We start from the raw sequence: 26,568 nt of genomic DNA, 5'->3' as shown, positions 1-26,568 counted from the left end.
TGGGAGTAGCCTTGGGACTGGTTAACAGTCAGGCCATGGAGCCATCGATGAAGTGCAGCATTCTAGCGGTCATTGTAGGGAGTGTGCTCACATTGGGGGCCGCACATGCCCAGCAGTTGCAAGCCGTGCCGAACACGCCGGCGACCACCACGGGCGGACCGGGCACTGCAACGCCGACCCCCTATCCGCAAGTTACCCCGCCCACGGCACCCAAGCCACAAGGGGCCGGGGCGCCGTTGCCGCCGATTGAAATGCCCAAGCCGCCCAAGGACCAGATCTTGCCCGGCCTGCAGCAAAACGACAGCAAACCGAAGGCGACGGGTTCTTAAGCCCGCCCCAGGGCCTTGAACACAAAGGCGTATTCCAGGGCCACGTCACGCAAGCCCTGGTAGCGCCCGCTCATGCCGCCATGGCCGGCGCCCAGTTCGGTCTTGAGCAGCAACAGGTTGTCGTCGGTCTTGGTGGCGCGCAGCTTGGCCACCCACTTGGCGGCTTCCCAGTACTGCACGCGGCTGTCGTTATAGCCGGCGATCACCAGCATCGCCGGGTAGGCCTGGGCGCTGACATTTTCGTAGGGCGCATAGGCCTTGATCCGTTCATACACCTCGGGCTCCTGGGGGTTGCCCCATTCGTCATATTCGGTGACGGTCAGGGGCAGGTCCGGGTCGAGCATGGTGTTGAGCACGTCGACAAAGGGCACCTCGGCAATCGCCGCCTGGAACAGCTCCGGGCGCTGGTTGAGCACGGCCCCGATCAACAGCCCGCCGGCGCTGCCACCGCTGATAGCCAGTTGCTTGGCGGTGGTCAGGCCCTCGGCGATCAAGTGCTCGGCGCAGGCAATAAAGTCGCTGAAGGTGTTTTGCTTGTGCTCCTGCTTGCCGGCGCGGTACCAGGCCTCGCCCAGTTCGCCACCGCCGCGTACATGGGCAATGGCAAATGCCACGCCGCGGTCCAGCAGGCTCAGGCGCGCATGGGAAAACCACGGGTCGAGGCTTGAGCCGTAGGCGCCGTAGCCGTACAGGTACAGTGGCGTCGGCTGGCCCACCTGGTCGCGCCTGACCACCAGGCTGATCGGCACCTGGGTGCCATCGGCAGACGTCGCCCACAACCGCTGGCTGACGTAGTCGTCGGCATTGAACACGCCCAGTACCGGGGTTTGCTTGAGCACTTGTTGCGCGCCGCTGGCCAGTTCCAGTTGACGGACCTGGGCCGGGCGATTGAGGGCTTCATAGCGCAGGCGGATCTTGTCGCTGTGGAACTCCAGGCTGTTTTGCACGTATAGGCTGTAGGCCGCGTCTGGCAATTCCACGCGATAGGTCGGCAGGCCCTGTGGGTGCACGTCGATCACCGGCAGGCCGCCAATGCGCAGGCTCAGGGTCATGGCCCGGGCATTGAGCGTCACGCCGTCGAGCATTACGGCGTCATCGTGGGCAATCAGGTTGTGCCACTGGTCTTCGCTGGGCACGCTGCCGGTGTCGGCGGCCTGGAACAGCGCAAAGTTGATGCCGTCGCGGTTACTGCGGATAAACCAGGTCCATTGGTCGTCCAGCTTGCCGTGGTCGACATCGTACTCATGGCCTTCGACCCGTGGCGCCAGGCAGGTAAACGCCTGTTGCGGCTGCTCGGCATCCAGGGCCCAGACTTCGCTGGTGGTCTTGCTGCCCAGGGACAGCAGCAGTTGACGCTCGGAGCTGGAGCGGTAGCAATGCAGGAAGAAGCGCCCGTCAGGCTCGTGGAACACCTCTTCGGCGGCGGTGCCGTCCAGGCGATAGCGATACAGCTTGTGCGGGCGGTGGGTGTCGTCCAGTTCGCCGAAGAACAGCGTCAGGCTGTCGTTGGCCCAGGTCATGCTGCCATCGCAGTCGGCAAACGCCAGTTCGCTGACCTTGCCCGAAGACAATTCCTTTACGTACAGGGTGTAGATCTCTTCGCCATTGGTATCCAGGCTGTAGGCCAGGCGCTTGTGGTCCGGGCTGATGCTGAAGGCACCGAGGGAGAAAAAGCCGCCATTGGCCAGCACATTCGGGTCCAGCAGCAGTTCTTCGGCGCTTTCGTCGATCTGCTGGCTGTCGTCGGCCGGGCGTGGGCAGCGGTAGTGGCGTGCGTACTCGTCACCGGCGGTGGTGCGCGTGTAATACAGGTACGGGCCCCAGGGCGAGGGCAGTGATAGGTCGGTCTCAAGGATACGGCCCTTGATCTCTTGAAACAGCGTTTCGCGCAGCGCTTTCTGGTCTTCAAGCTGCGCCTCTTGCCAGGCATTCTCGGCCTTGAGGTAGTCGAGCACCTCGCTGTTGTCGCGTTCTTGCAACCAGGCATACGGGTCCTGGCCTGAGTCCTGGCGGGCAATCGGGGCGGCAGCGGCGTGGGTCGATGGAGGCATGGATCACTCTCTGTCTGGTGGTGGGCCGACGGCATTGCAGCCGTGGCCCTCAAAAGCCGTTATCATACGGGCCTGTTTGCCTACCTTGCCATGGACACCATGACCGAGAACGACTATCTGACCGCTTGGGGCCTTTACGCCTTCGCCGCTTTGGGCTGCCTGCTGGTGTGGTTTCGCCTGACCCGCTGGATCTGGCGCTGGCTGCGCGAACCGCTGCGGTTGCTGATGGCGGTGCTACTGTTGAGCCCGACCATTGTCGACCCGGTCAAGGAGCAGTTTGCCCCGGCCGTGGCCATCACCGCCCTGGATCTGTTGCTCAAGGTGGGCAATAACGCCTGGCGGGCGGTGTCCGACTTACTGATGTACGCCATGATTGCCTTTGGCCTGTACCTGGTCTTTGTGCTGATCCGCTGGCCCATCGAACGTGCCGCCAAGGCCCGGCGTGAGCAGAAGGCCGCCGCTGCGGCAGCGGTCGCGGCCGAGCCTGAGGACGACGAACCCTATGGCCGCCCGCCGGCCCCTGTCAGTGGCATGCGGGTCGAACCGCGTCTTTAACGTTGTTTGCCCTGCATCGAGAGTCCTGGCATGTGTGAATTATTGGGCATGAGTGCCAACGTACCGACTGATATCGTGTTCAGCTTCACCGGGCTGATGCAGCGCGGTGGGCGCACCGGGCCGCACCGCGATGGCTGGGGCATTGCCTTCTACGAGGGCCGTGGCCTGCGGCTGTTCCAGGACCCGGCGGCCAGCAGCGAGTCGGAAGTGGCGCTGCTGGTGCAGCGTTATCCGATCAAGAGTGAAGTGGTGATTGGCCATATCCGCCAGGCCAATGTCGGCAAGGTGAGCCTGTCCAACACCCATCCGTTCGTGCGCGAGCTGTGGGGGCGCAACTGGTGTTTCGCCCATAACGGCCAACTCGCGGACTTCACGCCCCAGGCCACGTTCTACCGCCCGGTGGGCGATACCGACAGCGAAGCGGCCTTCTGCGACCTGCTCAACCGTATTCGCCAGGCGTTTCCCGAGCCGGTGGATATCGAGCAGGTGCTGCCGGACCTGATCGCCGCCTGCGCCGAATACCGCAGCAAGGGCGTGTTCAACTGCCTGCTCAGTGATGGTGATTGGCTGTTTTGCTATTGCTCGACCAAACTGGCACAGATTACCCGTCGCGCACCTTTTGGTCCTGCACGCCTGAAAGATGTCGACGTGATCGTCGATTTTCAGGCCGAAACCACGCCTAATGATGTGGTGACGGTGATTGCCACCGAACCCTTGACCGAAAACGAGACCTGGACCCGCTACGAACCGGGCCAGTGGAGCCTGTGGCGGCGCGGCGAATGCGTGCGCCAGGGCACAACCGCATAAGGACGTCGATTATGTTGCTCAGCTATCTGCGCCTGGTGTTGTTTGCCATCGGCTTGTTGGTCGGGGTGCAAGTCCCGGGGTTTATCAACGACTACGCCAAGCGCGTCGAAGCCCATTTGATCGAAGCCCAGACCGGTTTGCGCGGTTTTGAACGCACTGCGCAGCAGTTCTTTAATGGCGATTTGCAAGCATTGGTGGCGCATTACCGTGCCAGCGAGGATCCGGTGTTTCGCAGCGATGCCAACAGCCTCGGCACTTTGCTCGATCGCCAGGTGGCGTTGGACAAGCAGTTCCAGGCCATGCAGGGACCGTGGTACATCCGCGCCTTGCAGGTGGCGGTGGCCGCCGACCCGGATATCCGCCGGGAAACCTGGAATGGCTACAGCTACCAGATCCTCCTGACCCCCGAAGCCATGGGCTGGGGCCTGGGTGGGGCGATGCTGCTGTCGTTCGGCCTGGAGTGTTTGTTCCGCCTGATCGACTGGGTGGTGCTGGGCGGCAAGCGTTTGCGCCAGAGCCGGCCGATTGAAGAGCGGGATCTCAAGGGCCTGTAAGGGATAGGTAGGGCTTGTGTGGGAGCGGGCTTGCTCGCGATAGCATCGCCTCGGTGTATCTGATTGACCGCAGCGCTTGCATCGCGAGCAAGCCCGCTCTCACAGCTTCAATCGGGTTTCTTCAGCGAGGGTGGTTGACTGAGCACCATGCGCTCTTCACCCACTTCCTCGGCATACCGCGCCACGACGCTCTGGCAGAGCGCGACGATTTCCTCTACCAATTCCACCCCCACCCGCCACGACACCACCACCTGCAGGTTCGGCAAGCGCTGTTCCATGGGCAGCAGCACCAACTCACCCCGTGCCAGCTCCTCGCTGACCAGCACCGGCGGCAACGCGCCAATGCCAAAGCCGTCACGCAGTAAACGGGTGATGGCCGACACCGAGTTCACGCAGTTCATGCGCGGCGCCGCCACGCCGTGGGCTTGCATCAGGCTCAGCACATCCTGGTGCGGATGAGAGTTTTTCGAGTAGGTGATGATCCGTTCCTGGGCCAGTTCGGCGAGGGAGGCGTAGTCGCGGTTGTAGATCGAATGGCTGGCGACGATCCAGCCCATGGGGTGGCTGGCCAGCTCCAGGCTGCGCACCGATTCCTGACGCAGCAGGTCGGTTTGCAGAATCAGGTCGAGAAAGCCTTTTTGCAGCTGATCGCAGAGGTTCAGCGCGGTATCGGCGACCAACTCGATTTCCACCAGAGGGAAATGCGCCATCAGTTCGGTCACCAAGGGGCTGAGCCAGGTGTGGATCACCGTGTCCATCGCGCCGATGCGGATGCGTCCGACCTTGCTGCTGGTGGTTTCCAGCGACTGCTTGAGCCCCTGCATGGTGATCATCATCTGCTCGGCATAATCGAGCACCTTCACCCCATCCGGGGTCAGGCTCACGCCACGCGAGTCACGCAGGAATAGCTTCACCCCCAGCTCGCTTTCCAGCACCGCAATGCGGCTGGAGATCGAGGCTTGGGTGGTGAACAGCTTCTCTGCCGTAAGCCGGAAGCTCTTGAGCCGGGCTACCCAGACGAAGGTTTCGAGGAACTTCAAATTCATGGGATCAACTTTTTCTTATGCATGGATCGGTTTTTATTAGTTGGACGCAACAGGGGCTGCGCGCCAAAAATCGAGCTGTCTCACGATAAGCGTCGTCGGGGCTCAGGACAACATCGTTGCGAGATCTTGGTAAAAGATCCCACACTATAAAAAAATAAAGCCTACAGGAGTCTTCAGCGTGAGCCGCCTGCTACTGAACTGCGACATCGGCGAAAGTTTTGGCGCCTGGACCATGGGTCTGGATGCCGAGGTCATGCCATTTATTGATTGCGCCAATATCGCCTGCGGTTTCCATGCCGGCGACCCGAGCATCATGCGCAAGACCGTCGCCCTGGCGTTGCAGCATGGCGTGCAAATCGGTGCACACCCGGCGTATCAGGACCTGGCAGGCTTTGGCCGCCGATCCATGGCGTACGCCCCCCAGGAGCTCCAGGACCTGCTGCATTACCAGATCGGTGCCCTCGACGGTATTTGCCGGGCCCAGGGTGGCCGGGTCAGCTACGTCAAACCCCATGGCGCGATGTACAACGACATGATGGCCAAGCCTGCGCAATTGCGCGCAGTGATCCAGGCCGTGGCGGCGTATGACGCCAGCCTGCCGTTGATGCTGATGGCCACCCGTGACAACCGCGCCGCCCAGGCCCTGGGGGATGAATATGGCGTGACCCTGTGGTTTGAAGCCTTTGCCGACCGTGCCTACGACAACGCCGGGCACCTGGTCTCGCGGCAGTTGCCGGGTGCGGTGCATCACGATGCGCAGGTCATTCTCCAGCAGGCCCTGACCATTGCCCGGGGCCAAACCCTGGTCGCCAGCGATGGTAGCCCCTTGCTGTTGCAGGCCAACACCCTCTGCGTGCATGGCGATAACGCCAGCTCGGTGGCGGCGGTGCAGCGTATTCGCCAAGCGTTGACGCCACAATGAAGCCACGGATCGAAGTAGTGGCCATCGACTGCCTGATGGTGCGCCTGTTTGATGTGATCGCCGAAGACAACATGCCCTGGATGCTCGCCGCCACGCGTCGGCTGCGCGAGGGGTTTGGCACGGCGCTGGTGGACCTGGTGCCTTCCTACACGACCCTGATGGTGCATTACGACCTGCTGGCGTTGAGCCCGGCACAGGCGCGGGAACTGATCGATCAGGCCCTCACGGGCTTGCAGCCCCAGGCCCAGGGCAGCGGGCAGTGTCATGTATTGCCGGTGTGGTACGACCTGAGCGTCGGTCCTGAGCTGACCTTGCTCGCCCAGCGCAGTGGGCTTGCGGTCAACGAGGTGATTCGCCGCCACAGCCAGCATCAATATCAGGTCTTCGCCCTCGGTTTTGCTCCCGGTTTTGCCTTTATGGGCCTGGTGGAAGAGCAACTCGCCGCCCCCCGCCTGAGCACCCCACGCAAGCGGGTGGCGCCGGGTAGCGTCGGCATTGCCGAGCGCCAGACCGCCGCCTATCCGGTGGAATCCCCGGGGGGCTGGAACCTGATCGGCCGCACCCCGGCCAAATTGTTCGATCGTGAGCGCGACGGCTACAGCCTGATGCAGCCGGGCGACAGTGTGCGTTTTGAAGCCATCGGGCGTGCTGAATTTATCAACCTGGGTGGCGATGACACGCCCTTGGAGGCCCAGGTATGAGCCGTTTGTCGATCGAGGCCAGCACCCCACTGTGCCTGTTGCAGGATGCCGGGCGTTTTGGTGTGCGGCACCTGGGCGTAACCCAGGGCGGCGCGCTGGATTGGGTGTCGATGTCCTGGGCCAACTGGTTGCTGGGCAACCCGCTGGATGCGCCGGTGGTGGAAATCACCCTGGGCGGTTTTACCGTACAGGCCGAGGAGATTTGCGTGCTGGCCCTGGCGGGTGCGGACCTGGGGGCGTACATCGACGAGCGCGCCATCAGCCCGGGCCGCAGTTTTATTCTGCAAAAAGGCCAGCGCTTGCGCTTCACCCAGCCGCACAGCGGTGCTCGGGCTTACCTGGCGGCGCCGGGCGGGTTTGACGCGCCCAAGGTCCTGGGCAGTTGTGCCAGTGTCGGGCGCGAAGCCCTGGGCGGGCTGGACGGTTTTGGCCGGGCCCTGGCTGAAGGCGCAGCCCTGGGGTATTCCGGCTCGGGCAGCCACTTGCGTGAATTGCCAGCTGAGCGGTTGCACTCTACGGCGCCCCTGGACGTGATCCTCGGCGCGCAGATCGGCCAGTTCAGCGGCCAGAGCCTGTTCGATGCGTTCAATAGCGAATGGGCCCTGGACAGCCGCGCCGACCGCATGGGCATGCGCATGCTGGGCACGCCGTTGGCGTATCAGGGGCCGTCGCTGATCTCCGAAGGCATCCCCTTGGGCGCGATCCAGGTGCCACCGGATGGGCAGCCGATTGTATTGCTCAATGATCGCCAGACCATTGGCGGCTACCCACGACTGGGCGCGTTGACGCCATTGTCGTTGGCGCGCCTGGCCCAGTATCTGCCGGGAGAGAAGGTGAGGTTGGCGCCGGTGATGCAGGAGACGGCGCACCGCGAGCATCTCAAGTATTTGCAGCGTTTTACGGCGATCTAGAGAACACTGCAAAGCCAATGTGGGAGCGGGCTTGCTCGCGATAGCGGTGGGTCAGTCAATAAATTCGTTGACTGGCCCACCGCTATCGCGAGCAAGCCCGCTCCCACATTTGGATCTGTATTCAGGCAGAAGATGATTTATTTGGAGAGAAACCGCATCCCCTCTTCCAGCCCGCGCAAGGTCAACGGATACATCTGGTCCTCAATCAAATCCCGCACGATATTGGTCGATGAGGTATAGCCCCAGGTATCTTTCGGGTACGGATTAATCCAGATCAGCTTCTTGTACTTCTCCATGAACCGCTGCATCCACACATACCCCGGCTCTTCGTTCCAGTGCTCCACGCTGCCACCGGCCTGGGTGATTTCATACGGGGCCATGGCTGCGTCACCGATAAAGATCACCTTGTAGTCGGCGCCGTACTTGTGCAGCAGGTCCTGGGTCGAGGTGCGCTCGGAGGTGCGGCGCATATTGTTCTTCCACACCGATTCATAAATGAAGTTGTGGAAGTAGAAGTACTCCAGGTGCTTGAACTCGGTCTTGCAGGCCGAGAACAGCTCCTCGCAGGTCTTGACGTGGGCATCCATCGAACCGCCGATGTCGAACAGCAACAGCAGCTTGACCGTGTTGCGCCGCTCCGGGCGCATCTGGATATTCAGCAGGCCGGCATCGCGGGCGGTGTGGTCGATGGTGCCGTCGATATCCAGCTCTTCGGCCGCACCCTGGCGCGCAAACTTGCGCAGGCGGCGCAGGGCCACCTTGATATTGCGCGTGCCCAGTTCCACCGAGTCATCGAGGTTCTTGTACTCGCGTTGGTCCCAGACCTTGACCGCCTTGCCCTGGCGCTGGCCGGCATCGCCCACGCGAATGCCCTCGGGGTTGAAGCCGCCGGAACCGAACGGGCTGGTGCCGCCGGTGCCGATCCATTTATTGCCGCCGGCGTGGCGCTCCTTCTGTTCTTCCAGGCGTTTCTTGAATTCCTCGATCAGCTTGTCCAGGCCGCCCAGGGATTGGATCTGCGCGCGCTCTTCATCGCTCAGCGAGCGCTCGAACTCCTTGCGCAGCCAGTCTTCGGGAATCAGCGCCTGCAAGTGGTCGTCGAGTTTCTCCAGGCCATTGAAGTAGGCGCCGAAAGCCCGGTCGAACTTGTCGAAGTGACGCTCGTCCTTCACCAGAATCGCCCGGGACAAGTAGTAAAACTCATCCATGTCGGCGAAGGTCACCCGTTGTTTCAGGGCGTTGATCAGGTCCAGCAGCTCACGCACCGAGACCGGCACCTTGGCTGCACGCATTTCATTGAACAGGTTGAGCAGCATGGCAAAAGCCCTTATCGAGTGCCGCGACGGCTCATGAACGCCAGGCGCTCAAGCAGTTGCACATCCTGCTCGTTTTTCACCAGGGCGCCGGCCAGTGGCGGGATGGCCTTGGTCGGATCACGCTCGCGCAGCACCGCCTCGCCGATATTGTCGGCCATCAGCAGCTTGAGCCAGTCCACCAGTTCGGAGGTGGAGGGTTTTTTCTTCAGACCTGGCACCTTGCGCACGTCGAAGAACACGTCCAGGGCTTCGCTGACCAGGTCTTTCTTGATGTCAGGGTAGTGCACGTCGACGATTTTCTGCAGGGTGGTGCGGTCGGGGAAGGCGATGTAATGGAAGAAGCAACGGCGCAGGAACGCGTCCGGCAGCTCTTTTTCGTTGTTGGAGGTAATGATGATGATCGGGCGCTTCTTGGCCTTGATGGTCTCGTCGATCTCGTAGACGTAGAACTCCATCTTGTCGAGTTCTTGCAGCAGGTCGTTGGGGAACTCGATATCGGCCTTGTCGATCTCGTCGATCAGCAGGATCACCCGCTCTTCGGACTCGAAAGCCTCCCACAGCTTGCCTTTCTTCAGGTAGTTGCGCACATCGTGGACCTTGTCCACGCCCAGCTGCGAGTCGCGCAGGCGGCTGACCGCATCGTATTCATACAGGCCCTGGTGCGCTTTGGTGGTGGACTTGATGTGCCAGGTAATCAACCTTGCGCCGAACGATTCGGCCAGTTGTTCGGCGAGCATGGTCTTGCCGGTGCCCGGCTCGCCCTTGACCAGCAGCGGGCGCTCCAGCGTGATGGCAGCGTTGACGGCCAGTTTCAGGTCATCGGTGGCAACATAGGCCTGGGTGCCTTCAAACTTCATTTCTCAATCCTCGAACATGACGCCGGTAGTCAGCATGCCTGCGACTATAGCGCGCAGGCCTGGCGACTGTGAACGTAGACGGGTTATTCAGTCTCTGAATGACCGGTCACGCCACAGTCAATCCGCGCTGGGCTTGGGTTGCTCATAGCGGGCATTGAACGCATGGACAAAACCATTGCGCAAAATCTGCAAAAACGCCTGGAACGCGCTGATATCTTGCTGGTGAACGCTGCCGCTCAGTTCGACCCGGGTGGCAAATTGGTTTTTGCTCTGGTTCTTCAGCACGGTTTCGCTGGCGCCGACCACGGCCTCCCAGATCGAGCGGAAAACCCCCTTGTCCTTGTTCTGCACATCCTGTTGCCAGTTGAACACTTCCACATCCCGCAACAGTGGCTTGATATAGCCGGTCAGTTGGGCCTTTTCGGCCTGGGCCTCGATTACCACGTCGCCGGTGCCGGCATTGAAGTCAAACTTGCCGTAGGCCGAGGCGAAGTCGTTCAGGCGCTTGAGCTGGATGTCGCGGGCGCGAAAGCGGAACGCGAAGTCTTCAAAGTTGCTCAGCGGATCGAAGGTTGCGCTGGCTTCCAGCGGCGCATGCCCCAGCAACAGGGCCTTGCCATCAAAGCGCGCATCGCGCTTGCCTTCGACGTCCACCACATTGGTCAGGTTGTAGAAACTGGCGTTGACCTGGGTGGCACCGAGGTTGACCGGCGGTTTGGAGTTGAAGTTGTGAAAGGCAATCGTGCCATCGTCGATCCGCACTTCATTGAGGGTGATCGGCAGCAGTTTGCCCAGTTGCGCCCGCCAATCGGTGCCGCGACCGGTCTGGGACGCCTGTTGGTTGGCACCGCCGTCGACGAAGTTGAGCTCTGGCTTGACGAATTGCACTTGGGCCACCACCGCACGGTCATACCATAAGGAGTGCCAGCTGACCGACAGGTCAATGACCGGCGCCTTGACGAACGGCACGGGCACCTTGCCATCCACCTTGACGATCTGCAGGCCATTGATCCGGTACGCGCCGCGCCACAGGGCCAGGTCGACATCGGTCACCTGGCCACGGTAGTCGCCCATGTCGGCGAGTTTTTCGTTGAGGTAGTTACGCACCAGGTAGGGCAGGGCGATATCCAGTGCCACCAGTACGACCAGCAGCCCGGCGACCGTCCAGAGCGGCCAACTGTAGCGACGCTTCATAGGTTTTTTCTCCCTGTGTATAGGCGGTTGACTACGCGGGCAGCGGCAACGTTCCTCGACTGGACGCCTTGGAGTACGAGGCATACCCTTGTTGCCTTCTTGAAAACCGCCTAAAGGACTCCGCCATGAGCCGCATTTTTGCAGACAACGCGCACTCCATCGGCAATACGCCCCTGGTTCAGATCAACCGTATCGCGCCCCGTGGTGTGACTATCCTGGCCAAGACCGAAGGGCGTAACCCCGGGTATTCGGTGAAGTGCCGGATTGGGGCGAGCATGATCTGGGATGCCGAAAGCAGCGGCAAACTCAAGCCGGGCATGACCATCGTCGAGCCGACCTCGGGCAATACCGGGATCGGCCTGGCCTTTGTTGCCGCCGCCCGAGGCTACAAATTGCTGCTGACCATGCCGGCGTCCATGAGCATCGAGCGGCGCAAGGTGCTCAAGGCCCTGGGCGCCGAGCTGGTGCTGACCGAGCCGGCCAAGGGCATGAAAGGTGCCATCGAGAAGGCCGGTGAAATCCTCGCCAGCGACCCGGCCACCTACTTTATGCCGGCCCAGTTCGATAACCCGGCCAACCCGGCCATCCACGAAAAAACCACCGGCCCGGAAATCTGGAACGACACCGATGGCGCGGTGGATGTGTTGGTGGCGGGGGTCGGCACCGGGGGAACCCTCACGGGCGTATCGCGTTATATCAAGAACACGGCGGGCAAGCCGATCCTCTCGGTGGCCGTGGAGCCCATCAGCTCGCCGGTGATTACCCAGGCGTTGGCTGGCGAAGAGATCAAGCCCAGCCCCCACAAGATCCAGGGGATTGGCGCGGGTTTTGTGCCAAAGAACCTCGATCTGTCGATGGTGGATCGGGTGGAGTTGGTCAGTGACGACGAATCCAAGGCCATGGCCCTGCGGTTGATGCGGGAAGAGGGCATCCTGTGCGGGATTTCCTGTGGCGCGGCGATGGCCGTGGCGGTGCGCCTGGCCGAGAAACCGGACATGCAGGGCAAGACCATCGTGGTGATCCTGCCGGACTCCGGTGAGCGCTACTTGTCGAGCATGCTGTTCAGCGATCTGTTCAGCGACCAGGAAAACCAGGCCTGACCCTTGTAGGTGTAGCGAAAGCGGGTTGATCCATATCAGCCCGGTTTTATGCCTCTTATGCATAATTGATTGCCCGCCGCGTGCTCCTTAAAACGGATTGTTGGATCACGCGGGTTTTTCCTCCGGCCCGGAGTGTTTATCATGGCCGGCTGCTATGTCTGGTTTCCCGCTGCCGGGAGGCTCTTTCCAGGAGTTGCTGCATGACCTTTTCTTTGGCCGCCAAGCTGTCGGTGCTGTTGCTGTTTATCGGCAGTACGCTTTACGTGCATGTGCGCGGCAAGGCGCGTTTGCCGGTGCTGCGTCAGTTCGTCAACCATTCGGCGCTGTTCGCCCCCTATAACGCCTTGATGTACATCTTCTCGGGTGTACCGTCCAAGCCCTACCTGGACCGTAGCAAGTTCCCGGAACTGGATGTGCTCAAGGACAACTGGGAAGTGATCCGCGACGAGGCCATGCACCTGTTCGACGAAGGCTATATCCGCGCCGCGGAGAAGAACAACGATGCCGGTTTTGGCTCGTTCTTCAAGAAGGGCTGGAAGCGCTTCTACCTCAAGTGGTACGACAAACCGCTGCCGTCGGCCGAGTTGCTGTGCCCGAAAACCGTGGCCCTGGTCAGCAGCATTCCCAACGTCAAGGGCGCCATGTTTGCGCTGCTGCCGGGCGGTAGCCACCTCAACCCCCATCGCGACCCGTTTGCCGGCTCCCTGCGCTATCACTTGGGCTTGTCCACGCCCAACTCCGACGACTGCCGCATTTTTGTCGATGGCCAGGTCTACGCCTGGCGTGATGGCGACGACGTGATGTTTGACGAAACCTATGTGCACTGGGTAAAGAACGAAACCGAGAAGACCCGGGTGATTCTGTTCTGCGACATCGAACGGCCCCTGAGCAACCGGCTGATGACCCGCATCAACCGTTGGGTCAGTGCCCAACTGGGCCGCGCGACCGCGCCACAGAACCTGGATGACGAGCGCGTGGGCGGCATCAACCAGGCCTATGCCTGGAGCAAGAGCTTCAGCGACCGTTTCAGTGGCGTGGTCAAACAGTGGAAGCGCAAGCACCCCAAAGCCTATCGCATCATGCGGCCAGTGCTGGCGGCGGCGGTGGTGGTGGCGTTGGTGTATTGGTTGTTTGGCTGATAGTTTTAGAACAGAAAACCGCTCTTAGGAGCGGTTTTTTATGTCTGTTACTTTTCCGGGCGACCCGCCAATAGGCTTGGCTCGTCAATGTTGCCGGCCATAGCCGCATTTAGAAAACGGCGTTGATTGGCGGTCAGCACAGTGCTTTTAGGCTCTTGGCCTGCCTTGGACGACGCTTTTCGGGCGACGGGTTTTTTAATAAGTTCTCCCATGCAGCCTCCACGATTGATCATTAATTGAACATGTTGCGATGCTATTCGTTCTCTACCGCTATCACAAGCCTGCCCCGTGAATCGAAGTCAAAGCCCAGGTTTTGATAGAGGGGAATAGCCCCGGGTGCGGGTTCCTGAATTTCTATCCATTGGCTGCCAATGATTCTCGCGTAATGGTCGATGGCAATCATCGTCAGTGATGCTATGCGGCTTTTCAAAGGGTGGGACTTTCCAGGTCTTCCCTCCAGGCGGATGAGCTTGATCCGCAACCGGCTTTGATTGGGATTGGCAAAGCACAGCCCACAGAGCACCTCGTCGTACCAGAGAGACAAATCGAACGCCATCGGTTCACGGCCTTTCCACGTCGCAACCTCGTCCCACGAGAAGTGAGCGTCTTCTGCCCAGTCCTGATAGGCAGCCAATGCATGGCTGTCGATCAATTCAAAACGGACATGGGTCAAGTCGATGTCTGTGCCTTGGGCGTCGGTGTGTTTCAGGTTTTTGTACCACTGTTGAGTCGATGCATTCGCAAGGCGCAAGGCTTTGGATCGGTAGAGCTGGTATCGCAAGGAGTCGCGTGTTTTTGGCATTGGCGGTCATGAGTCAAAAGCCTCCTGAAGTGGAGCGCGTTGGTTTTTTCCAAGGCTAGAGGTGGTTTTTCTACTTGTCCTTACTGGCCTTTTGGCAAAGCCATTGCAAAGCGTGTCACCGGCTGGTTATAGTCGAACCCAGGTGCTTCACGGCACTTTTCAATCCCTTCAAAAAGATCAGCCCATGCCTGCTTCCCCACGCATAGCGGTAGTCGATTCAGCGCTCAACGCTGCGGTCGTGCCGTGCGGGAATCAACAGCCTGTGCAGATCAGTCATTACCCCCCACCTGTCAGTAGCACACCGGTGTACGCAGTCGTATCACCGCCGGGCGTTGGCATTTCGGGCTGATCAGCAGACCGCTGTTCCCCGTTGCCCGCCTGTACCGAACCTACTGAATTTCAGCCTTGGCTGAGTTGGCTTTTTGCCTGACTACAGGTGTTCATCATGTCTGTGCTTTCAAAACAGTCCGTGGCCGCGGCGGCCTCGACGAGCCTGTTTGTCCTGCTGTGGAGCAGCGGGGCGATTTTCTCCAAGCTGGGCCTGGCCCATGCCTCACCCTTTGCCTTCCTGTTGATCCGCTTTGCCATTGCCCTGGCGGGCCTGGTGGTGCTGGTGCCGGTCCTCAGGCTCAAGCTGCCGCGCCCGGGTAAACCGCTGTGGTATGCCGTCGCCACCGGGCTGGTGTTGCTGGGGGCCTATCAGATTTTTTATCTGCTGGCCCTGGACCTGAAGGTCACCCCCGGCGTGATGGCGACCATCATGGGCGTGCAGCCGATCCTCACCGTGGTGCTGATGGAACGCCAGCGCTCCTGGCGCCGGCTGTTCGGCCTGGCACTGGGGCTGGCGGGCCTGATCATGGTGGTGTACCAGGGCATCGGCCTGGCTGGGATGTCCCTGGCCGGCATGCTGTTCGGCTTGCTGGCGCTGGCGAGCATGACCCTGGGCTCGATCATGCAAAAGCGCATCACCGAGCACCCACTGGGCACCTTGCCGGTGCAGTACCTGGCGGGCTTGTTGCTGTGCGCGGTGTTTGTGCCGTTCCAGCCCTTTGAGTTCGAGCACACCCGTGGCTTTTACCTGCCAGTGCTGTGGATGGGGCTGGTGGTGTCGCTGTTGGCGACGCTGTTGCTGTACCGCCTGATTGCCCGGGGCAACCTGGTGAATGTCACCAGCCTGTTCTACCTGGTGCCGGCAGTCACTGCGGTGATGGACTACCTGATCTTCGGCAATCGCCTGGCGCTGCTGAGTGTGCTGGGGATGGGGTTGATCATCATCGGGTTGGTATTCGTCTTCCGTAAGGCTTGATATCCCTGTGTAGGGGCCGAAAAGCCGGCTCCTACACAGCTTTGATCAATTTCCCTGGTCGCAGCACCAGCCACAATGCCCCCGCGATCAACATCCCGCCATACAGGTGCGCCATGGACAATGGCTCATCCAGCAGCAATGCCCCCCACAACACACCGAAGGGCGGGATCATGAAGGTGACTGTCATCGACTTCACCGGCCCGATGGACGTCAGCAAACGGAAGTACAAGATGTAGGCGAACGCCGTACACAACAGCCCCAGGCCCAGCAACGACAGCCACACATGCCAGCCGCCCCAACTGGCGGGCGGATGGCTGATGGCGCTCCAGCCAAACCAGGGCAAGAGAAACAAGGTGGCGCCCAGCATGCTGCCCAAGGCTGAAAGGCGGCTATCCAGGCCACCCTGTTGGTCCAGCCAGCGGCGCGCCAGGAAGCCGGCGAAGCCGTAGCAGGTAGTGGCCAGCAGGCAGGCGAGGGCGCCCATCAGCAGTTCCAGGTCAAACGCCACCGGCCCGGCCCGGGTCAGGATGCCTACGCCGAACAGGCCCAGGCCTACCCCGACAATCTTCGACAGCGTCAGCCGTTCATGGAAAAACAGCCCGCCAATCAGCACCCCCATCAACGGCGTGGTGGCGTTGAAAATCGCCGAGTAACCCGCCGGCAAGACCTGGGCCGCCACCGAGTACATGGTCGCGGGGATCCCCGAGTTGATCACCCCCAGCAACAGCACGGTCTTGAACTTGCCCTGGAAGTCCCAGCGCACCCGCAGTAGGGCCAGGATCACCAGCAAGCCGGCGGCGGCAATCGATACTCGGAAGAAGGCCGTGGGAATCGTGCCGATTTCCGGCGCGATAACCCGCATGAACAGAAAGCTCGCGCCCCAGATGGCGGCCAGCACCAGCAGGTACAGGGTGTCGACAGGTCTCACGGACAGCTCCTTTTTCACAAGGGCGAGAGTGTTGCCCAGGGATCGGCCTGACACAATCTTTTACGCGTCAACGACACCAGAAAGCGCATCCCCCTGCCAGTGAGGCCCAGCGCCTGGCAAAAATTGTACTTCTCCTGCCTACGGACTCTGGCTAATCTCAGGTCTTCCGAATGCCCGCAGAGGTCTCCGACATGCCGCAGCAAACGCCTGCCATCGACACCGCGCAGTCCATCGCCCAGATGATCCTCGATGGCTTCGACGATTACCGCGAGCACTTTCGCCAGATCACCGACGGCGCCCGCGAGCGTTTTGAGAAGGCCCTGTGGCAAGAGGCGCAAACCGCCTCGGCGGCGCGGATCAACCTGTATGAAGAGAAGGTCGGCGAAGTCACCACGCGCCTGCGGGCCGCTTTCGACGCGGGGGCATTGCTGGATGTCAACGCCTGGCCCCTGGTCAAGAGCGCCTATATCAGCCTGATCGACCTGCGGTTTGACGATGAACTGTCCGAGACCTGGTACAACTCGATTTTTTGCGGGTTGTTCAGCCACGACCTGATCAGCGACGGCTGCATGTTCATCCATACCACCCGCCCGAGCCTGCGCCGTGCCCGTGCCGCGCAGACCCGCACCTACAAGCCCCAGGGCCAACTGGCGGGCATGCTCGAACAGATTTTCAGCGACTACCGCTTCAGCGAGCCCTACGCCGACCTGCCCGCCGACCTGCAGCGTCTCGAAGCACAACTGCGCGAGAACCTGCCGGACTGGGTGTGCAAGGACCCGGACCTCAATGTCGAGCTGTTTTCCTCGGTGCTTTACCGCAACAAGGGCGCGTACCTGGTGGGCCGCCTCTACACCCGCGATGAACAGTGGCCGCTGGTGATCCCGCTGCTGCACCGCGAAGGGCAGGGCATCCGCATCGACGCGCTGATCACCGACGAAGCCGATGTGTCGATCATCTTCTCGTTCACCCGCTCCTATTTCATGGTGGATGTGCCGGTGCCGGCAGAGTTCATCGGCTTTCTCAAGCGCATCCTGCCGGGCAAGCACATCGCCGAGCTGTACACCTCCATCGGCTTCTACAAACATGGCAAGTCAGAGTTCTACCGGGCGCTGATCAACCATCTGGCCAGTACCGACGACCAGTTCATCATGGCCCCGGGCGTGCGCGGGATGGTCATGAGCGTGTTCACCCTGCCGGGGTTCAACACCGTGTTCAAAATCATCAAGGACCGCTTCTCGCCGTCGAAAAACGTCAACCGCGCCACGGTGATCGAGAAGTACCGCCTGGTCAAAAGTGTCGACCGGGTCGGGCGCATGGCCGATACCCAGGAGTTCGCCGACTTCCGTTTCCCCTTGAGCAAGTTCGAGCCGCAATGCCTGGCCGAATTGCTGGAAGTGGCCGCGGGCACGGTCGAGGTGGAAGGCGACACGGTGTTGATCCGCCACTGCTGGACCGAACGGCGCATGACCCCGCTCAACCTCTACCTGGAAAACGCCAACGAGGCCCAGGTGCGCGAAGCCCTTGAAGACTACGGCCTGGCAATCAAACAGCTGGCGGCGGCGAATATCTTTCCCGGCGACATGCTGCTGAAGAACTTTGGCGTCACCCGCCATGGTCGCGTGGTGTTCTATGACTATGACGAGATCTGCTTCCTCACCGAAGCCAACTTCCGCCATATCCCGGCACCGCGTACCCCCGAGGATGAAATGGCCTCCGAGCCCTGGTACTCCATCGGCCCGCTGGACGTGTTCCCCGAGGAATTCCCGCCGTTCCTGTTTGCCGACGCCGGGCAACGGCGCCTGTTCGATGAGTTGCACGGCGAGTTGTACAACGCCGACTACTGGAAAGGCCTGCAAGAGGCGATTCGGGCGGGGAAGGTGATTGATGTGTTCCCGTATCGGCGCAAGGGCCTGGATAACGAATAGGGGCTCGACAGCTCCCACATGTGATTTACGCGGCCTTTAACGTTGTGTGCGCTTTTCTGCCACAATTGCCGGCCGTGCATAAATAGACGACCTTCAAAGTACCTGATGACTGACCAAGCGCCCGCTATCGACCAACTCCTGAAAAACCTCGATCACGCCATGCTCGCCGACCGCCACCGCTTGCGTCGGCAGTTGCTTGAGCTGCGCAAGAAGCCCGATGAGGAGAAGCTGGCGCAGTGGGTGGCGCGCATGCAGGCGTCCTGTGCCCAGGTCACGGCGCGGGCGGCCAGCGTGCCGCGGATCCGTTATGACGACAGCCTGCCCATCGCCGCCAAGCGCGATGAGATCAAGGCGGCGCTGCAAAAGCACCAGGTGCTGATCATCGCCGGCGAGACCGGCTCGGGTAAAACCACGCAGTTGCCAAAGATCTGCCTGGAAATCGGCCGCGGCCAGTACGGCTTGATCGGCCATACCCAGCCCCGGCGTATCGCCGCGCGCAGTGTGGCCAGCCGGGTTGCCGAAGAACTGGCCACGCCGCTGGGGGCGCTGGTGGGCTATCAGGTGCGCTTCGAGGACCAGAGCGACGCCAACACCCTGATCAAGCTGATGACCGACGGCATCCTGCTGGCCGAAACCCAGAACGACCGCTACCTCGAACGCTACGACACGATCATCGTCGACGAAGCCCACGAGCGCAGCCTGAATATCGACTTCCTGCTCGGCTACCTGAAGACCCTGCTGCCACGCCGCCCCGACCTCAAAGTCATCATCACCTCGGCCACCATCGACCTGGAGCGCTTCTCCAAGCACTTCGACGATGCGCCGATTGTCGAGGTCTCGGGGCGGACGTTCCCGGTGGAAACCTGGTACCGCCCGCTGACCCTGGAGCAGGACGAGGAAGGCAACCGCGTCGAAGACGACTTGACCGTGGACCAGGCGATCCTCGCCACCCTCGATGAAATAGCCGCCTTTGAACGCAGCGAGCGCAAGAGCCCGGGCGATGTGCTGGTGTTCCTGCCCGGTGAGCGTGAGATCCGCGATGCCGCCGATATGCTGCGCAAGGCCCAGCTCAAGCACACGGAAATCCTGCCCTTGTACGCGCGCCTGTCGCCGGCCGAACAGCAGCGCATTTTCCAGTCCCATCCGGGGCGGCGCGTGGTGCTGGCGACCAACGTTGCGGAAACCTCGCTGACCGTGCCGGGCATCCGCTACGTGATCGACAGCGGCACCGCACGCATCAGCCGCTATAGCTACCGCGCCAAGGTTCAGCGCCTGCCGATCGAGGCGATCTCCCAGGCCAGTGCCAACCAGCGTAAGGGCCGCTGCGGCCGGGTCGAGCCGGGCATCTGCGTGCGCCTGTTCAGTGAAGAAGATTTTATCGGCCGCCCGGAATTTACCGACCCGGAGATCCTGCGTACCAACCTGGCGGCCGTGATCCTGCAGATGCTGCACCTGCGCCTGGGCGAAATCACCGACTTCCCGTTTATCGAACCGCCGGATGGCAAGGCCATCAGCGATGGCTTCAACCTGCTGCAGGAGCTTTCGGCGGTGGACCGCAACAGCCAGCTGACGCCCCTGGGCCGGCAACTGGCGCGCTTGCCGGTAGATCCGCGCATGGGCCGCATGTTGCTGGAAGCGGCCAAGCTCGGCAGTTTGCAGGAAGTGCTGATCGTCGCCAGCGCCATGTCGATCCAGGACCCGCGCGAGCGCCCACCGGAGCGCCAGCAAGCGGCCGACCAGGCCCACGCGCAATGGAAGGACCCGGACTCGGACTTCGCCGGGCTGGTCAACCTGTGGCGCGGCTTTGAAGAGCAGCGCCAGGAACTGACCGCCAGCCCGCTGCGCAACTGGTGTCGCAAGAACTTCCTCAACTACCTGCGCTTGCGCGAGTGGCGTGATTCCCACCGCCAGTTGAGCTTGATCTGTCGTGATATGCAGTTGACGGTCAACAAGGAGCCGGCGGATTTCCCGAAACTGCACAAGGCGGTGCTGTCCGGCCTGTTGAGCCAGATCGGCCAGAAAACCGAAGACGGCGATTACCTGGGGGCCCGTCAGCGGCGCTTCTGGATTCATCCCTCCTCGGGGATCGGCAAGAAGCGCCCGCAATGGCTGATGACCGCCGAACTGGTGGAAACCACCAAGCTGTATGCGCGCATGGTGGCCAAGATCGATGCCGACTGGATCGAGCCCCTGGCCGGGCACCTGATCAAGAAAAACCACTTTGAACCCCATTGGGAGAAGAAGCGCGGCCAGGTCGTGGCCTTTGAGCAGATCACCCTGTTCGGCCTGATCGTGGTGGGGCGCCGGCCGGTGCATTACGGGCCGGTGGACCCGGTCGTGTCCCGCGAGCTGTTTATCCGCGAAGGCCTGGTGCGTGGCGAGATCCAGTCCCGGGCCAAGTGCCTGAGCGCCAACCAACAGTTGCTGGAGCAATTGGACGAACTGGAAGCCAAGGCCCGGCGCCGCGATATCCTGGCCGACGAAGAAACCCTGTACGCCTTCTATGACGCACGCCTGCCGGCGCAAATCCATCAGACGGCGACCTTCGACAGTTGGTACAAGCTCACCAGCCAGAAAGACCCGCAACTGCTGATCATGCGCGAAGAAGACGTGCTGGCCCGCGAGGCCAGTGAAGTCACCGCCGCCCATTACCCCGACACCTTGCACCTGGGAGACCTGGCCCTGGCCTTGAGTTACCACTTTGAACCCAACCACCCGCGCGACGGCGTGACCTTGCGCGTGCCGGCGCCGCTGTTGCCGGCCTTGCCCGCCGAGCGTCTGGAATGGCTGGTGCCCGGGCTGATCGAAGCCAAGTGCATTGCCCTGGTGCGCAACCTGCCCAAGGCCCTGCGCAAGAACTTCGTGCCGGTGCCGGACTTCGTCAAGGCCGCGCTGCAACGTATCGAATTTGCCCAGGGCTCGCTGCCCCAGGCGCTGGGGCGCGAACTGTTGCGCATGACCGGTGTACGGGTCAGCGATGAAGCCTGGAGCGAAGCGGCGCAGCAGGTGGAAAACCACCTGAAGATGAACCTGGAAGTGGTCGACGCCCAGGGTAAGTTCCTCGGCGAAGGCCGCGACCTGGCAGCGCTGACCGCACGGTTTGTCGAAGCCAGCCAGGCTGCCCTGGCGGTGCCGCAGACTGCCAAAAGCCAGCAGCCGGTGGAGGCCAAGGTCTTCGCTGCGGTTGCCGAGACTACCCAGCAGAAGATTGCTGGCCTGTCGATGACGGTGTATCCGGCGCTGGTAGAAGAAAACGGCACGGTCAAGGAAGGACGTTTCTCTACGGCTGCCGAAGCCGAATTCCAGCACCGCCGTGCCTTGCAGCGCCTGTTGATGCAGCAGTTGGCCGAGCCGGCAAAATTCCTGCGCGGCAAATTGCCGGGCCTCACAGAGCTGGGGCTGATGTACCGCGAGCTGGGGCGCATCGATGCCCTGGTCGAAGACATACTGCTGGCCAGCCTCGACAGCTGCGTGCTGGAAGGCGAGGCCAGCCTGCCACGGGATGGCGCGGGCCTGGCAGCTTTGGCTGAGCGCAAACGTGGTAGCTGGACCGAGCACGCCGAACGCCTGGCGCGCCTGACCCTGGAAGTATTGAAGCTGTGGCATGGCCTGCAAAAACGCTTCAAGGGCAAGATCGACCTGGCCCAGGCCGTGGCACTCAACGATATCAAGCAACAACTGAGCAACCTGGTGTACCCAGGCTTTGTGCGCGAAACCCCGGCGCAGTGGTTCAAGGAACTGCCGCGCTATCTCAAGGCCATCGAACTGCGCCTGGAGAAACTGCCCAGCCAGGTGCAGAAGGACCGGGTCTGGAGCGCCGAGCTGGGCGGCCTGTGGAGCCAATACCAGACGCGCCTGAACAAGCACGCCCAGGAAGGCAAGCGCGACCCGCAACTGGCGCTTTACCGCTGGTGGCTGGAGGAATACCGGGTGTCGTTGTTTGCCCAGCAGTTGGGCACCAAGGTGCCGATTTCTGACAAGCGCTTGAGCAAACAGTGGAGCCAGGTCGAGCCTTGACCTGCAAGAACCTGGGGGGAAGGGCGTGCGCAATAGGCGCCAAACCCCCCGGTTTATGGCAAACTTCGCCGGTATAAATGCCGGGATCGTCTAGATTGGCTGTATCAGCCTCGACGCGCCGGGACAAAGCGTTTCCCCGTTTGATGTCCGCGCGGCGGACTAGAGCGACTTACGGTTTGGTACGACGGTACCAATCCCTTCTGCCTGAACAGATTTAGAGGAACGACCGTGCATAACGTCGTCATCAGCGGCACAGGCCTGTACACCCCGGCCAACAGCATCTCCAACGAAGAGCTGGTGCAGTCTTTCAATGCTTACGTTCAACAGTTCAATGCCGACAACGCCGTGGCCATCGAGCAGGGCGACGTTCAGGCGTTGACCGAATCCAGCGCCGCCTTTATCGAAAAGGCCTCGGGTATCAAGAGCCGCTTTGTCATGGACAAGGACGGCATCCTCGACCCCCAGCGTATGACCCCGCGCCTGCCCGAGCGCTCCAACGACGAGTGGTCGATCCTCTGCCAGATGGCCGTGGGCGCCGCCGAGCAGGCCCTGCAGCGCGCCGGCAAGACCGCCGCCGATATCGACGGGGTGATTGTTGCCTGCTCCAACCTGCAGCGCGCCTACCCGGCCATTGCCATCGAAGTCCAGGAAGCCCTGGGTATCCAGGGGTTCGGTTTTGACATGAACGTGGCCTGTTCTTCGGCGACCTTCGGCATCCAGAACGCCTGCAACAGCATCCAGCTGGGCCAGGCCCGGGCGATCCTGATGGTCAACCCGGAGATCTGCACCGGCCACCTGAACTTCCGTGACCGTGACAGCCACTTCATCTTCGGTGATGCGGCGACCGCGGTGATTCTGGAGCGTGCCGACCTGGCCACTTCCGAGCACCAGTTCGAGGTGGTCAGCACCAAGTTGCTGACCAAGTTCTCCAATACCATCCGCAACAACTTCGGTTTTCTCAACCGTGCGGCGGAAGAAGGTGTGGGCGCGCCGGACAAGCTTTTCGTGCAGGAAGGCCGCAAAGTCTTCCGTGATGTCTGCCCGATGGTTGCCGAGTTGATCGGCCAGCACCTGGTTGAGAACCAGTTGAGCGTCACCGACGTGAAGCGTTTCTGGCTGCACCAGGCCAACCTGAGCATGAACCACCTGATCGTCAAGAAGCTGCTGGGCCGCGAAGCCGAGATCGAAGAAGCACCGGTGATCCTCGATACCTACGCCAACACCAGTTCGGCGGGTTCGGTGATCGCGTTCCACACCTACCAGGACGACCTGCCCAAGGGCGCGTTGGCGGTACTCAGCTCGTTCGGCGCCGGGTATTCGATTGGTAGTGTGATCCTGCGCAAGCGCTGAGTAAGCAGGCTTCCTTGGCTTCAACACAATGAGGTTTTGAATGGCAGCCGCCGACGACGCGCATCTGCTTGAACGCCTGCTCAAGGGGGAGCAGCGTGCCTACAAGGAGTTGGTCACCACTTACCAGAGCGCAATGCGCGCCGTGGCCTACGCCATCGTCGGCCAGCGCCATGCCGACGAAGTGGTGCAGGATGCCTGGCTGTCGGTGGTCCGCAACCTTGCCAAGTTCGAGGGGCGCTCCAGCCTCAAGACCTGGCTGCTGACCATCACCGCCAACTCGGCCAAGGGCCGCTACAAGCTGAACCGGCGCGAAGTGTTGCTTGATGACCTGCCGTCACCCCACGGGACCATTGGCGATGAGCGCTTTGCCGCCGATGACGGGCATTGGCTGGTGGCACCGTTCGCCTGGCATGAAGACACCCCTGAAGCGCTGCTCACCGAAAACGAGTTGCGCGAGTGCCTGGAGCACACGTTGCTGAGCCTGTCGGAATTGCAAAGCAGCGTGTTGACGCTACGTGAGCGCCAGGGGCTGGAGTTGGAGCAGATCTGTAATCTTCTGGAGATATCGCTCTCCAATGTTCGTGTGCTGTTGCATCGGGCGCGGCTTAAAGTCTTCGCCACGGTGGAGCATTTCGAGGAGACCGGTGAATGTTGACGTGCAAGGAACAAGTGGCGCGCTCCAGCGACTATCTCGATGGGCAACTGACCTTTCGTGAGCGTTTGTTCATGCGCCAACACTTGCTGTTTTGCGGTCATTGCCGGCGTTTCATGCGCCAGATGCGCTTGATGCAGGCCACCTTGCGCATCCTGCCCGAACCCGAAGTGGCCGATGCCGAAGGGTTGGCCGAGCGCCTGGCCTCGGAGCTCAAGCACAACTCCTGACCCAGCGCTGCCTGCGGTTGCCAAAGCCTGCGACGTCCCCGTCGTGGGCTTTTTGGTGTCGGTGAAAAGCGATGTGCTGGAAAACATTGCAGATTTGTAATTTTTTTCACCTTTTTTTCACTTGGCATTTCTCGTAATTTTTCCGCTCAAGCCCACGCCGTCTGTAGCTTTGCGCTTATTCCCCGTGGTTGTAAGAAAGTTCCCCTGTAATCAAATATTTATCTACCGGAAACCTGTCTGAAATATCCCCTCGCCAAGATCCCCTCCCAACACCAGCGGGCCTGACCCGTGTGTTTTCCAACGCAAAAGACCACCAATTAGGGGAATTCTTCGATGATCCGTAAGCACTTCGCCGGTTTCGCGGCCAGCGCCCTGGCCCTGGCCGTTACCGCCCAGGCTTTCGCTGGTACTGTCACTACTGATGGCGCCGATATCGTTGTCAAAACCAAGGGCGGCCTTGAGGTTGCTACGACCGACCAGAACTTCAGCTTCAAGCTGGGTGGTCGCCTGCAAGCCGATTACGGCACATTTGACGGCTTCTACACCAAAAACGGTGATTCGGGCGACGCCGCTTACTTCCGCCGCGCCTTCCTGGAACTGGGTGGCACCGTCTACAAGGATTTCAAATACCAGCTCAACTACGACTTCTCCCACAACTCGGGTAACTCCGACGACGGTTACTTCGACGAAGCGTCCATGTCTTATGTGGGCTTCAAACCGGTCACGATCCGCGTCGGTCGTTTTGATCCGGATTTCGGCCTGGAAAAAGCCACCAGCTCCAAGTGGATCACGGCCATGGAGCGTAACTCGGCTTACGAGGTTGCAGACTGGGTCAACCTTCACGAAAACGGCATGGGTATCCAGGTCAGCGGCACTGCCGCCGATATGTTCTACGGCTCGACCAGCCTGGCTTCCAAGGACATCAACGACGAAGACGGCAAGGGCGTGAAGCAATTCAACGGCCGTATCGTACTGGCTCCGATGAACAAAGGCGGCGACGTCCTGCACTTCGGCTTGAACGTGGCGGTACGTGACCTGAACGATGCCGCTTTCGACTCGCGGATCCGTCCACGTCTCGGCGCTCGTGGCGTGGCAACCACCGGCGGCAACGATGCGGGCACCAACGGCAACCGTGCGACCTTCGGTGGTGGCGTGGGCCTGAACGCCAGCAACCTGACCGCAGTCGGCGCCTACGACACCGACACCGTATTCGGTGGTGAATTTGCCTTCGCCAGTGGTCCATTCTCGGTGCAGGCTGAAGCCCTGAGCCGCAAGATGAAAGCTGACAGCAATGCCTACCAGGATGTGAAAACCAGCGGTTTCTACGGCCAACTGGCCTACACCCTGACCGGCGAATCCCGTGCCTACAAACTCGACGGTGGCAAGTTCGACGCGATCAAGCCCGAGAACAAGCAATACGGCGCCTGGGAAGTGTTCTACCGCTACGACAACATCAAGGTTGACGACAAAAACATCGTCGTCAGCAGCGCTACCCGCGAAACCGGCGACGCCAAGGCCAACGTCAACACCCTGGGTGTGAACTGGTACGCCAACGAAGCGGTCAAGCTGTCCCTGAACTACAGCAAGGTCAGCACTGACAAGATCACCAACGCCAATGGCGATGACAGCGGTGATTCCATCGTCGGTCGTGTGCAGTACGTGTTCTAAGCAACGCTAATACCGCTCCAAGCGCTCTTTCTTCATCCGTTAAAGCGCAATCCTCTTTTTCACCCCGCCATTGGCGGGGTTTTTTTTTGGTGCGCCAGGCATGGCGCGTTGCGCGCAAGCGCAACCAGCTTGGCTGTGGTGGCCACGCTGGTGACTGGGAGGTGAAAGTCCTCTACACACCCGGCAAGGGGAAGTGTTAGCCAGAGGC

General features: G+C 61.2%; 24 protein-coding genes. 16 read left to right on the top strand and 8 right to left on the bottom strand.

All coding sequences use genetic code 11. The features are described 5' to 3' along the window. Positions 1-47 precede the first annotated feature (47 nt). On the top strand, positions 48-329 hold the full coding sequence (locus BLL38_RS10170; RefSeq protein WP_076962457.1) for a hypothetical protein: 282 nt from the start codon (positions 48-50) through the stop codon (positions 327-329). Here the strand turns inward: BLL38_RS10170 and BLL38_RS10165 are convergent. Beyond that, positions 326-2,380: a S9 family peptidase gene (locus BLL38_RS10165; RefSeq protein ID WP_076962456.1), complete on the bottom strand. Its 2,055-nt coding sequence runs from the start codon at positions 2,378-2,380 to the stop codon at positions 326-328. The genes BLL38_RS10170 and BLL38_RS10165 overlap by 4 nt on opposite strands. A gap of 90 nt (positions 2,381-2,470) precedes the next feature. Here BLL38_RS10165 and BLL38_RS10160 point away from each other — a divergent pair, with 90 nt between their 5' ends. From BLL38_RS10160 to BLL38_RS10150, 3 genes are read left to right on the top strand one after another with little or no spacing between them, the layout of a single operon-like run. After that, positions 2,471-2,935 carry a hypothetical protein gene (locus tag BLL38_RS10160; protein WP_029292339.1) on the top strand — a complete coding sequence of 155 codons (465 nt, stop codon included), beginning with the start codon at positions 2,471-2,473 and terminating at the stop codon, positions 2,933-2,935. A gap of 30 nt (positions 2,936-2,965) precedes the next feature. Beyond that, positions 2,966-3,742: a class II glutamine amidotransferase gene (locus BLL38_RS10155; protein ID WP_076962455.1), complete on the top strand. Its 777-nt coding sequence runs from the start codon at positions 2,966-2,968 to the stop codon at positions 3,740-3,742. A gap of 11 nt (positions 3,743-3,753) precedes the next feature. After that, positions 3,754-4,296, top strand: a complete 543-nt coding sequence (locus BLL38_RS10150) for a DUF2937 family protein (RefSeq protein WP_076962454.1) — start codon at positions 3,754-3,756, stop codon at positions 4,294-4,296. A 107-nt stretch (positions 4,297-4,403) separates the two neighbouring features. Here the strand turns inward: BLL38_RS10150 and BLL38_RS10145 are convergent, their stop codons facing one another. After that, positions 4,404-5,342, bottom strand: a complete 939-nt coding sequence (locus tag BLL38_RS10145) for a LysR family transcriptional regulator (protein ID WP_076962453.1) — start codon at positions 5,340-5,342, stop codon at positions 4,404-4,406. Positions 5,343-5,520: 178 nt separating this feature from the next. Between BLL38_RS10145 and BLL38_RS10140 the strand changes: the two genes are divergently transcribed. The 3 genes from BLL38_RS10140 to BLL38_RS10130 are packed head-to-tail and all read left to right on the top strand — an operon-like array spanning position 5,521 to position 7,876. Continuing rightward, complete coding sequence (locus BLL38_RS10140; RefSeq protein WP_076962452.1) at positions 5,521-6,264, top strand: 5-oxoprolinase subunit PxpA; 744 nt, start codon at positions 5,521-5,523, stop codon at positions 6,262-6,264. Then, positions 6,261-6,965 carry a 5-oxoprolinase subunit B family protein gene (locus BLL38_RS10135; protein WP_076962451.1) on the top strand — a complete coding sequence of 235 codons (705 nt, stop codon included), beginning with the start codon at positions 6,261-6,263 and terminating at the stop codon, positions 6,963-6,965. The genes BLL38_RS10140 and BLL38_RS10135 overlap by 4 nt, the downstream gene beginning before the upstream one ends. Then, positions 6,962-7,876: a 5-oxoprolinase subunit C family protein gene (locus tag BLL38_RS10130; protein WP_076962450.1), complete on the top strand. Its 915-nt coding sequence runs from the start codon at positions 6,962-6,964 to the stop codon at positions 7,874-7,876. Before BLL38_RS10135 ends, BLL38_RS10130 begins: the two co-directional genes overlap by 4 nt. 137 nt (positions 7,877-8,013) lie before the next feature. Here the strand turns inward: BLL38_RS10130 and BLL38_RS10125 are convergent, their stop codons facing one another. From BLL38_RS10125 to BLL38_RS10115, 3 genes are all read right to left on the bottom strand, one after another. Next, positions 8,014-9,192 (bottom strand): vWA domain-containing protein, encoded by a 1,179-nt coding sequence (locus tag BLL38_RS10125; protein ID WP_076962449.1) that lies wholly within the window; start codon positions 9,190-9,192, stop codon positions 8,014-8,016. A gap of 11 nt (positions 9,193-9,203) precedes the next feature. Further along, a complete protein-coding gene (locus BLL38_RS10120) occupies positions 9,204-10,049 on the bottom strand; it encodes an AAA family ATPase (RefSeq protein WP_029292347.1) in 846 nt (281 codons plus the stop codon). A 117-nt stretch (positions 10,050-10,166) separates the two neighbouring features. Next, positions 10,167-11,243 (bottom strand): DUF748 domain-containing protein, encoded by a 1,077-nt coding sequence (locus tag BLL38_RS10115; RefSeq protein WP_076962448.1) that lies wholly within the window; start codon positions 11,241-11,243, stop codon positions 10,167-10,169. Positions 11,244-11,368: 125 nt separating this feature from the next. On the opposite strand from BLL38_RS10115, the gene cysK reads away from it, so the two are divergent. Both cysK and BLL38_RS10105 read left to right on the top strand, forming a co-directional pair. Next, positions 11,369-12,343: a cysteine synthase A gene (gene cysK, locus BLL38_RS10110; RefSeq protein ID WP_076962447.1), complete on the top strand. Its 975-nt coding sequence runs from the start codon at positions 11,369-11,371 to the stop codon at positions 12,341-12,343. A 200-nt stretch (positions 12,344-12,543) separates the two neighbouring features. Then, positions 12,544-13,482 carry an aspartyl/asparaginyl beta-hydroxylase domain-containing protein gene (locus tag BLL38_RS10105; RefSeq protein WP_076962446.1) on the top strand — a complete coding sequence of 313 codons (939 nt, stop codon included), beginning with the start codon at positions 12,544-12,546 and terminating at the stop codon, positions 13,480-13,482. 47 nt (positions 13,483-13,529) lie between these two features. Here the strand turns inward: BLL38_RS10105 and BLL38_RS10100 are convergent, their stop codons facing one another. Together BLL38_RS10100 and BLL38_RS10095 are read right to left on the bottom strand one after the other, a co-directional pair. Continuing rightward, positions 13,530-13,694 carry a hypothetical protein gene (locus BLL38_RS10100; protein ID WP_242627624.1) on the bottom strand — a complete coding sequence of 55 codons (165 nt, stop codon included), beginning with the start codon at positions 13,692-13,694 and terminating at the stop codon, positions 13,530-13,532. A gap of 41 nt (positions 13,695-13,735) precedes the next feature. Next, a complete protein-coding gene (locus BLL38_RS10095; protein ID WP_076962444.1) occupies positions 13,736-14,284 on the bottom strand; it encodes a hypothetical protein in 549 nt (182 codons plus the stop codon). A gap of 445 nt (positions 14,285-14,729) precedes the next feature. On the opposite strand from BLL38_RS10095, the gene BLL38_RS10090 reads away from it, so the two are divergent. Next, a complete protein-coding gene (locus tag BLL38_RS10090; RefSeq protein ID WP_076962443.1) occupies positions 14,730-15,590 on the top strand; it encodes a DMT family transporter in 861 nt (286 codons plus the stop codon). Between the two features lie 31 nt (positions 15,591-15,621). On the opposite strand, the gene BLL38_RS10085 is transcribed toward BLL38_RS10090, so the two are convergent. Then, positions 15,622-16,518 carry a DMT family transporter gene (locus tag BLL38_RS10085; protein WP_076962442.1) on the bottom strand — a complete coding sequence of 299 codons (897 nt, stop codon included), beginning with the start codon at positions 16,516-16,518 and terminating at the stop codon, positions 15,622-15,624. Between the two features lie 191 nt (positions 16,519-16,709). Here BLL38_RS10085 and aceK point away from each other — a divergent pair, with 191 nt between their 5' ends. The 6 genes from aceK to BLL38_RS10055 all read left to right on the top strand — a co-directional run bounded on the left by aceK (position 16,710) and on the right by BLL38_RS10055 (position 26,360). Beyond that, the gene (gene aceK / locus BLL38_RS10080; RefSeq protein WP_076962556.1) at positions 16,710-18,443 is read left to right on the top strand and encodes a bifunctional isocitrate dehydrogenase kinase/phosphatase; all 1,734 of its coding nucleotides are present in this window, start codon (positions 16,710-16,712) and stop codon (positions 18,441-18,443) included. Between the two features lie 105 nt (positions 18,444-18,548). Further along, positions 18,549-22,460, top strand: coding sequence for an ATP-dependent RNA helicase HrpA (gene hrpA / locus BLL38_RS10075; RefSeq protein ID WP_076962441.1), 3,912 nt, complete (start codon positions 18,549-18,551; stop codon positions 22,458-22,460). A 228-nt stretch (positions 22,461-22,688) separates the two neighbouring features. Further along, entirely contained in the window at positions 22,689-23,810 is a 1,122-nt protein-coding gene (locus BLL38_RS10070) for a beta-ketoacyl-ACP synthase III (protein ID WP_076962440.1), read from the top strand. A 40-nt stretch (positions 23,811-23,850) separates the two neighbouring features. Further along, positions 23,851-24,465 (top strand): RNA polymerase sigma factor, encoded by a 615-nt coding sequence (locus BLL38_RS10065; protein ID WP_076962439.1) that lies wholly within the window; start codon positions 23,851-23,853, stop codon positions 24,463-24,465. Then, positions 24,459-24,692: an anti-sigma factor family protein gene (locus BLL38_RS10060; RefSeq protein WP_076962438.1), complete on the top strand. Its 234-nt coding sequence runs from the start codon at positions 24,459-24,461 to the stop codon at positions 24,690-24,692. Before BLL38_RS10065 ends, BLL38_RS10060 begins: the two co-directional genes overlap by 7 nt. A 333-nt stretch (positions 24,693-25,025) precedes the next feature. Further along, positions 25,026-26,360 carry an OprO/OprP family phosphate-selective porin gene (locus BLL38_RS10055; RefSeq protein WP_076962437.1) on the top strand — a complete coding sequence of 445 codons (1,335 nt, stop codon included), beginning with the start codon at positions 25,026-25,028 and terminating at the stop codon, positions 26,358-26,360. Positions 26,361-26,568: the final 208 nt, after the last annotated feature.

It is taken from the genome of Pseudomonas gessardii (assembly GCF_001983165.1).
GTDB classification, from domain to species: domain Bacteria; phylum Pseudomonadota; class Gammaproteobacteria; order Pseudomonadales; family Pseudomonadaceae; genus Aquipseudomonas; species Aquipseudomonas gessardii.
This window is presented reverse-complemented; position numbering and strand designations above follow the sequence as displayed.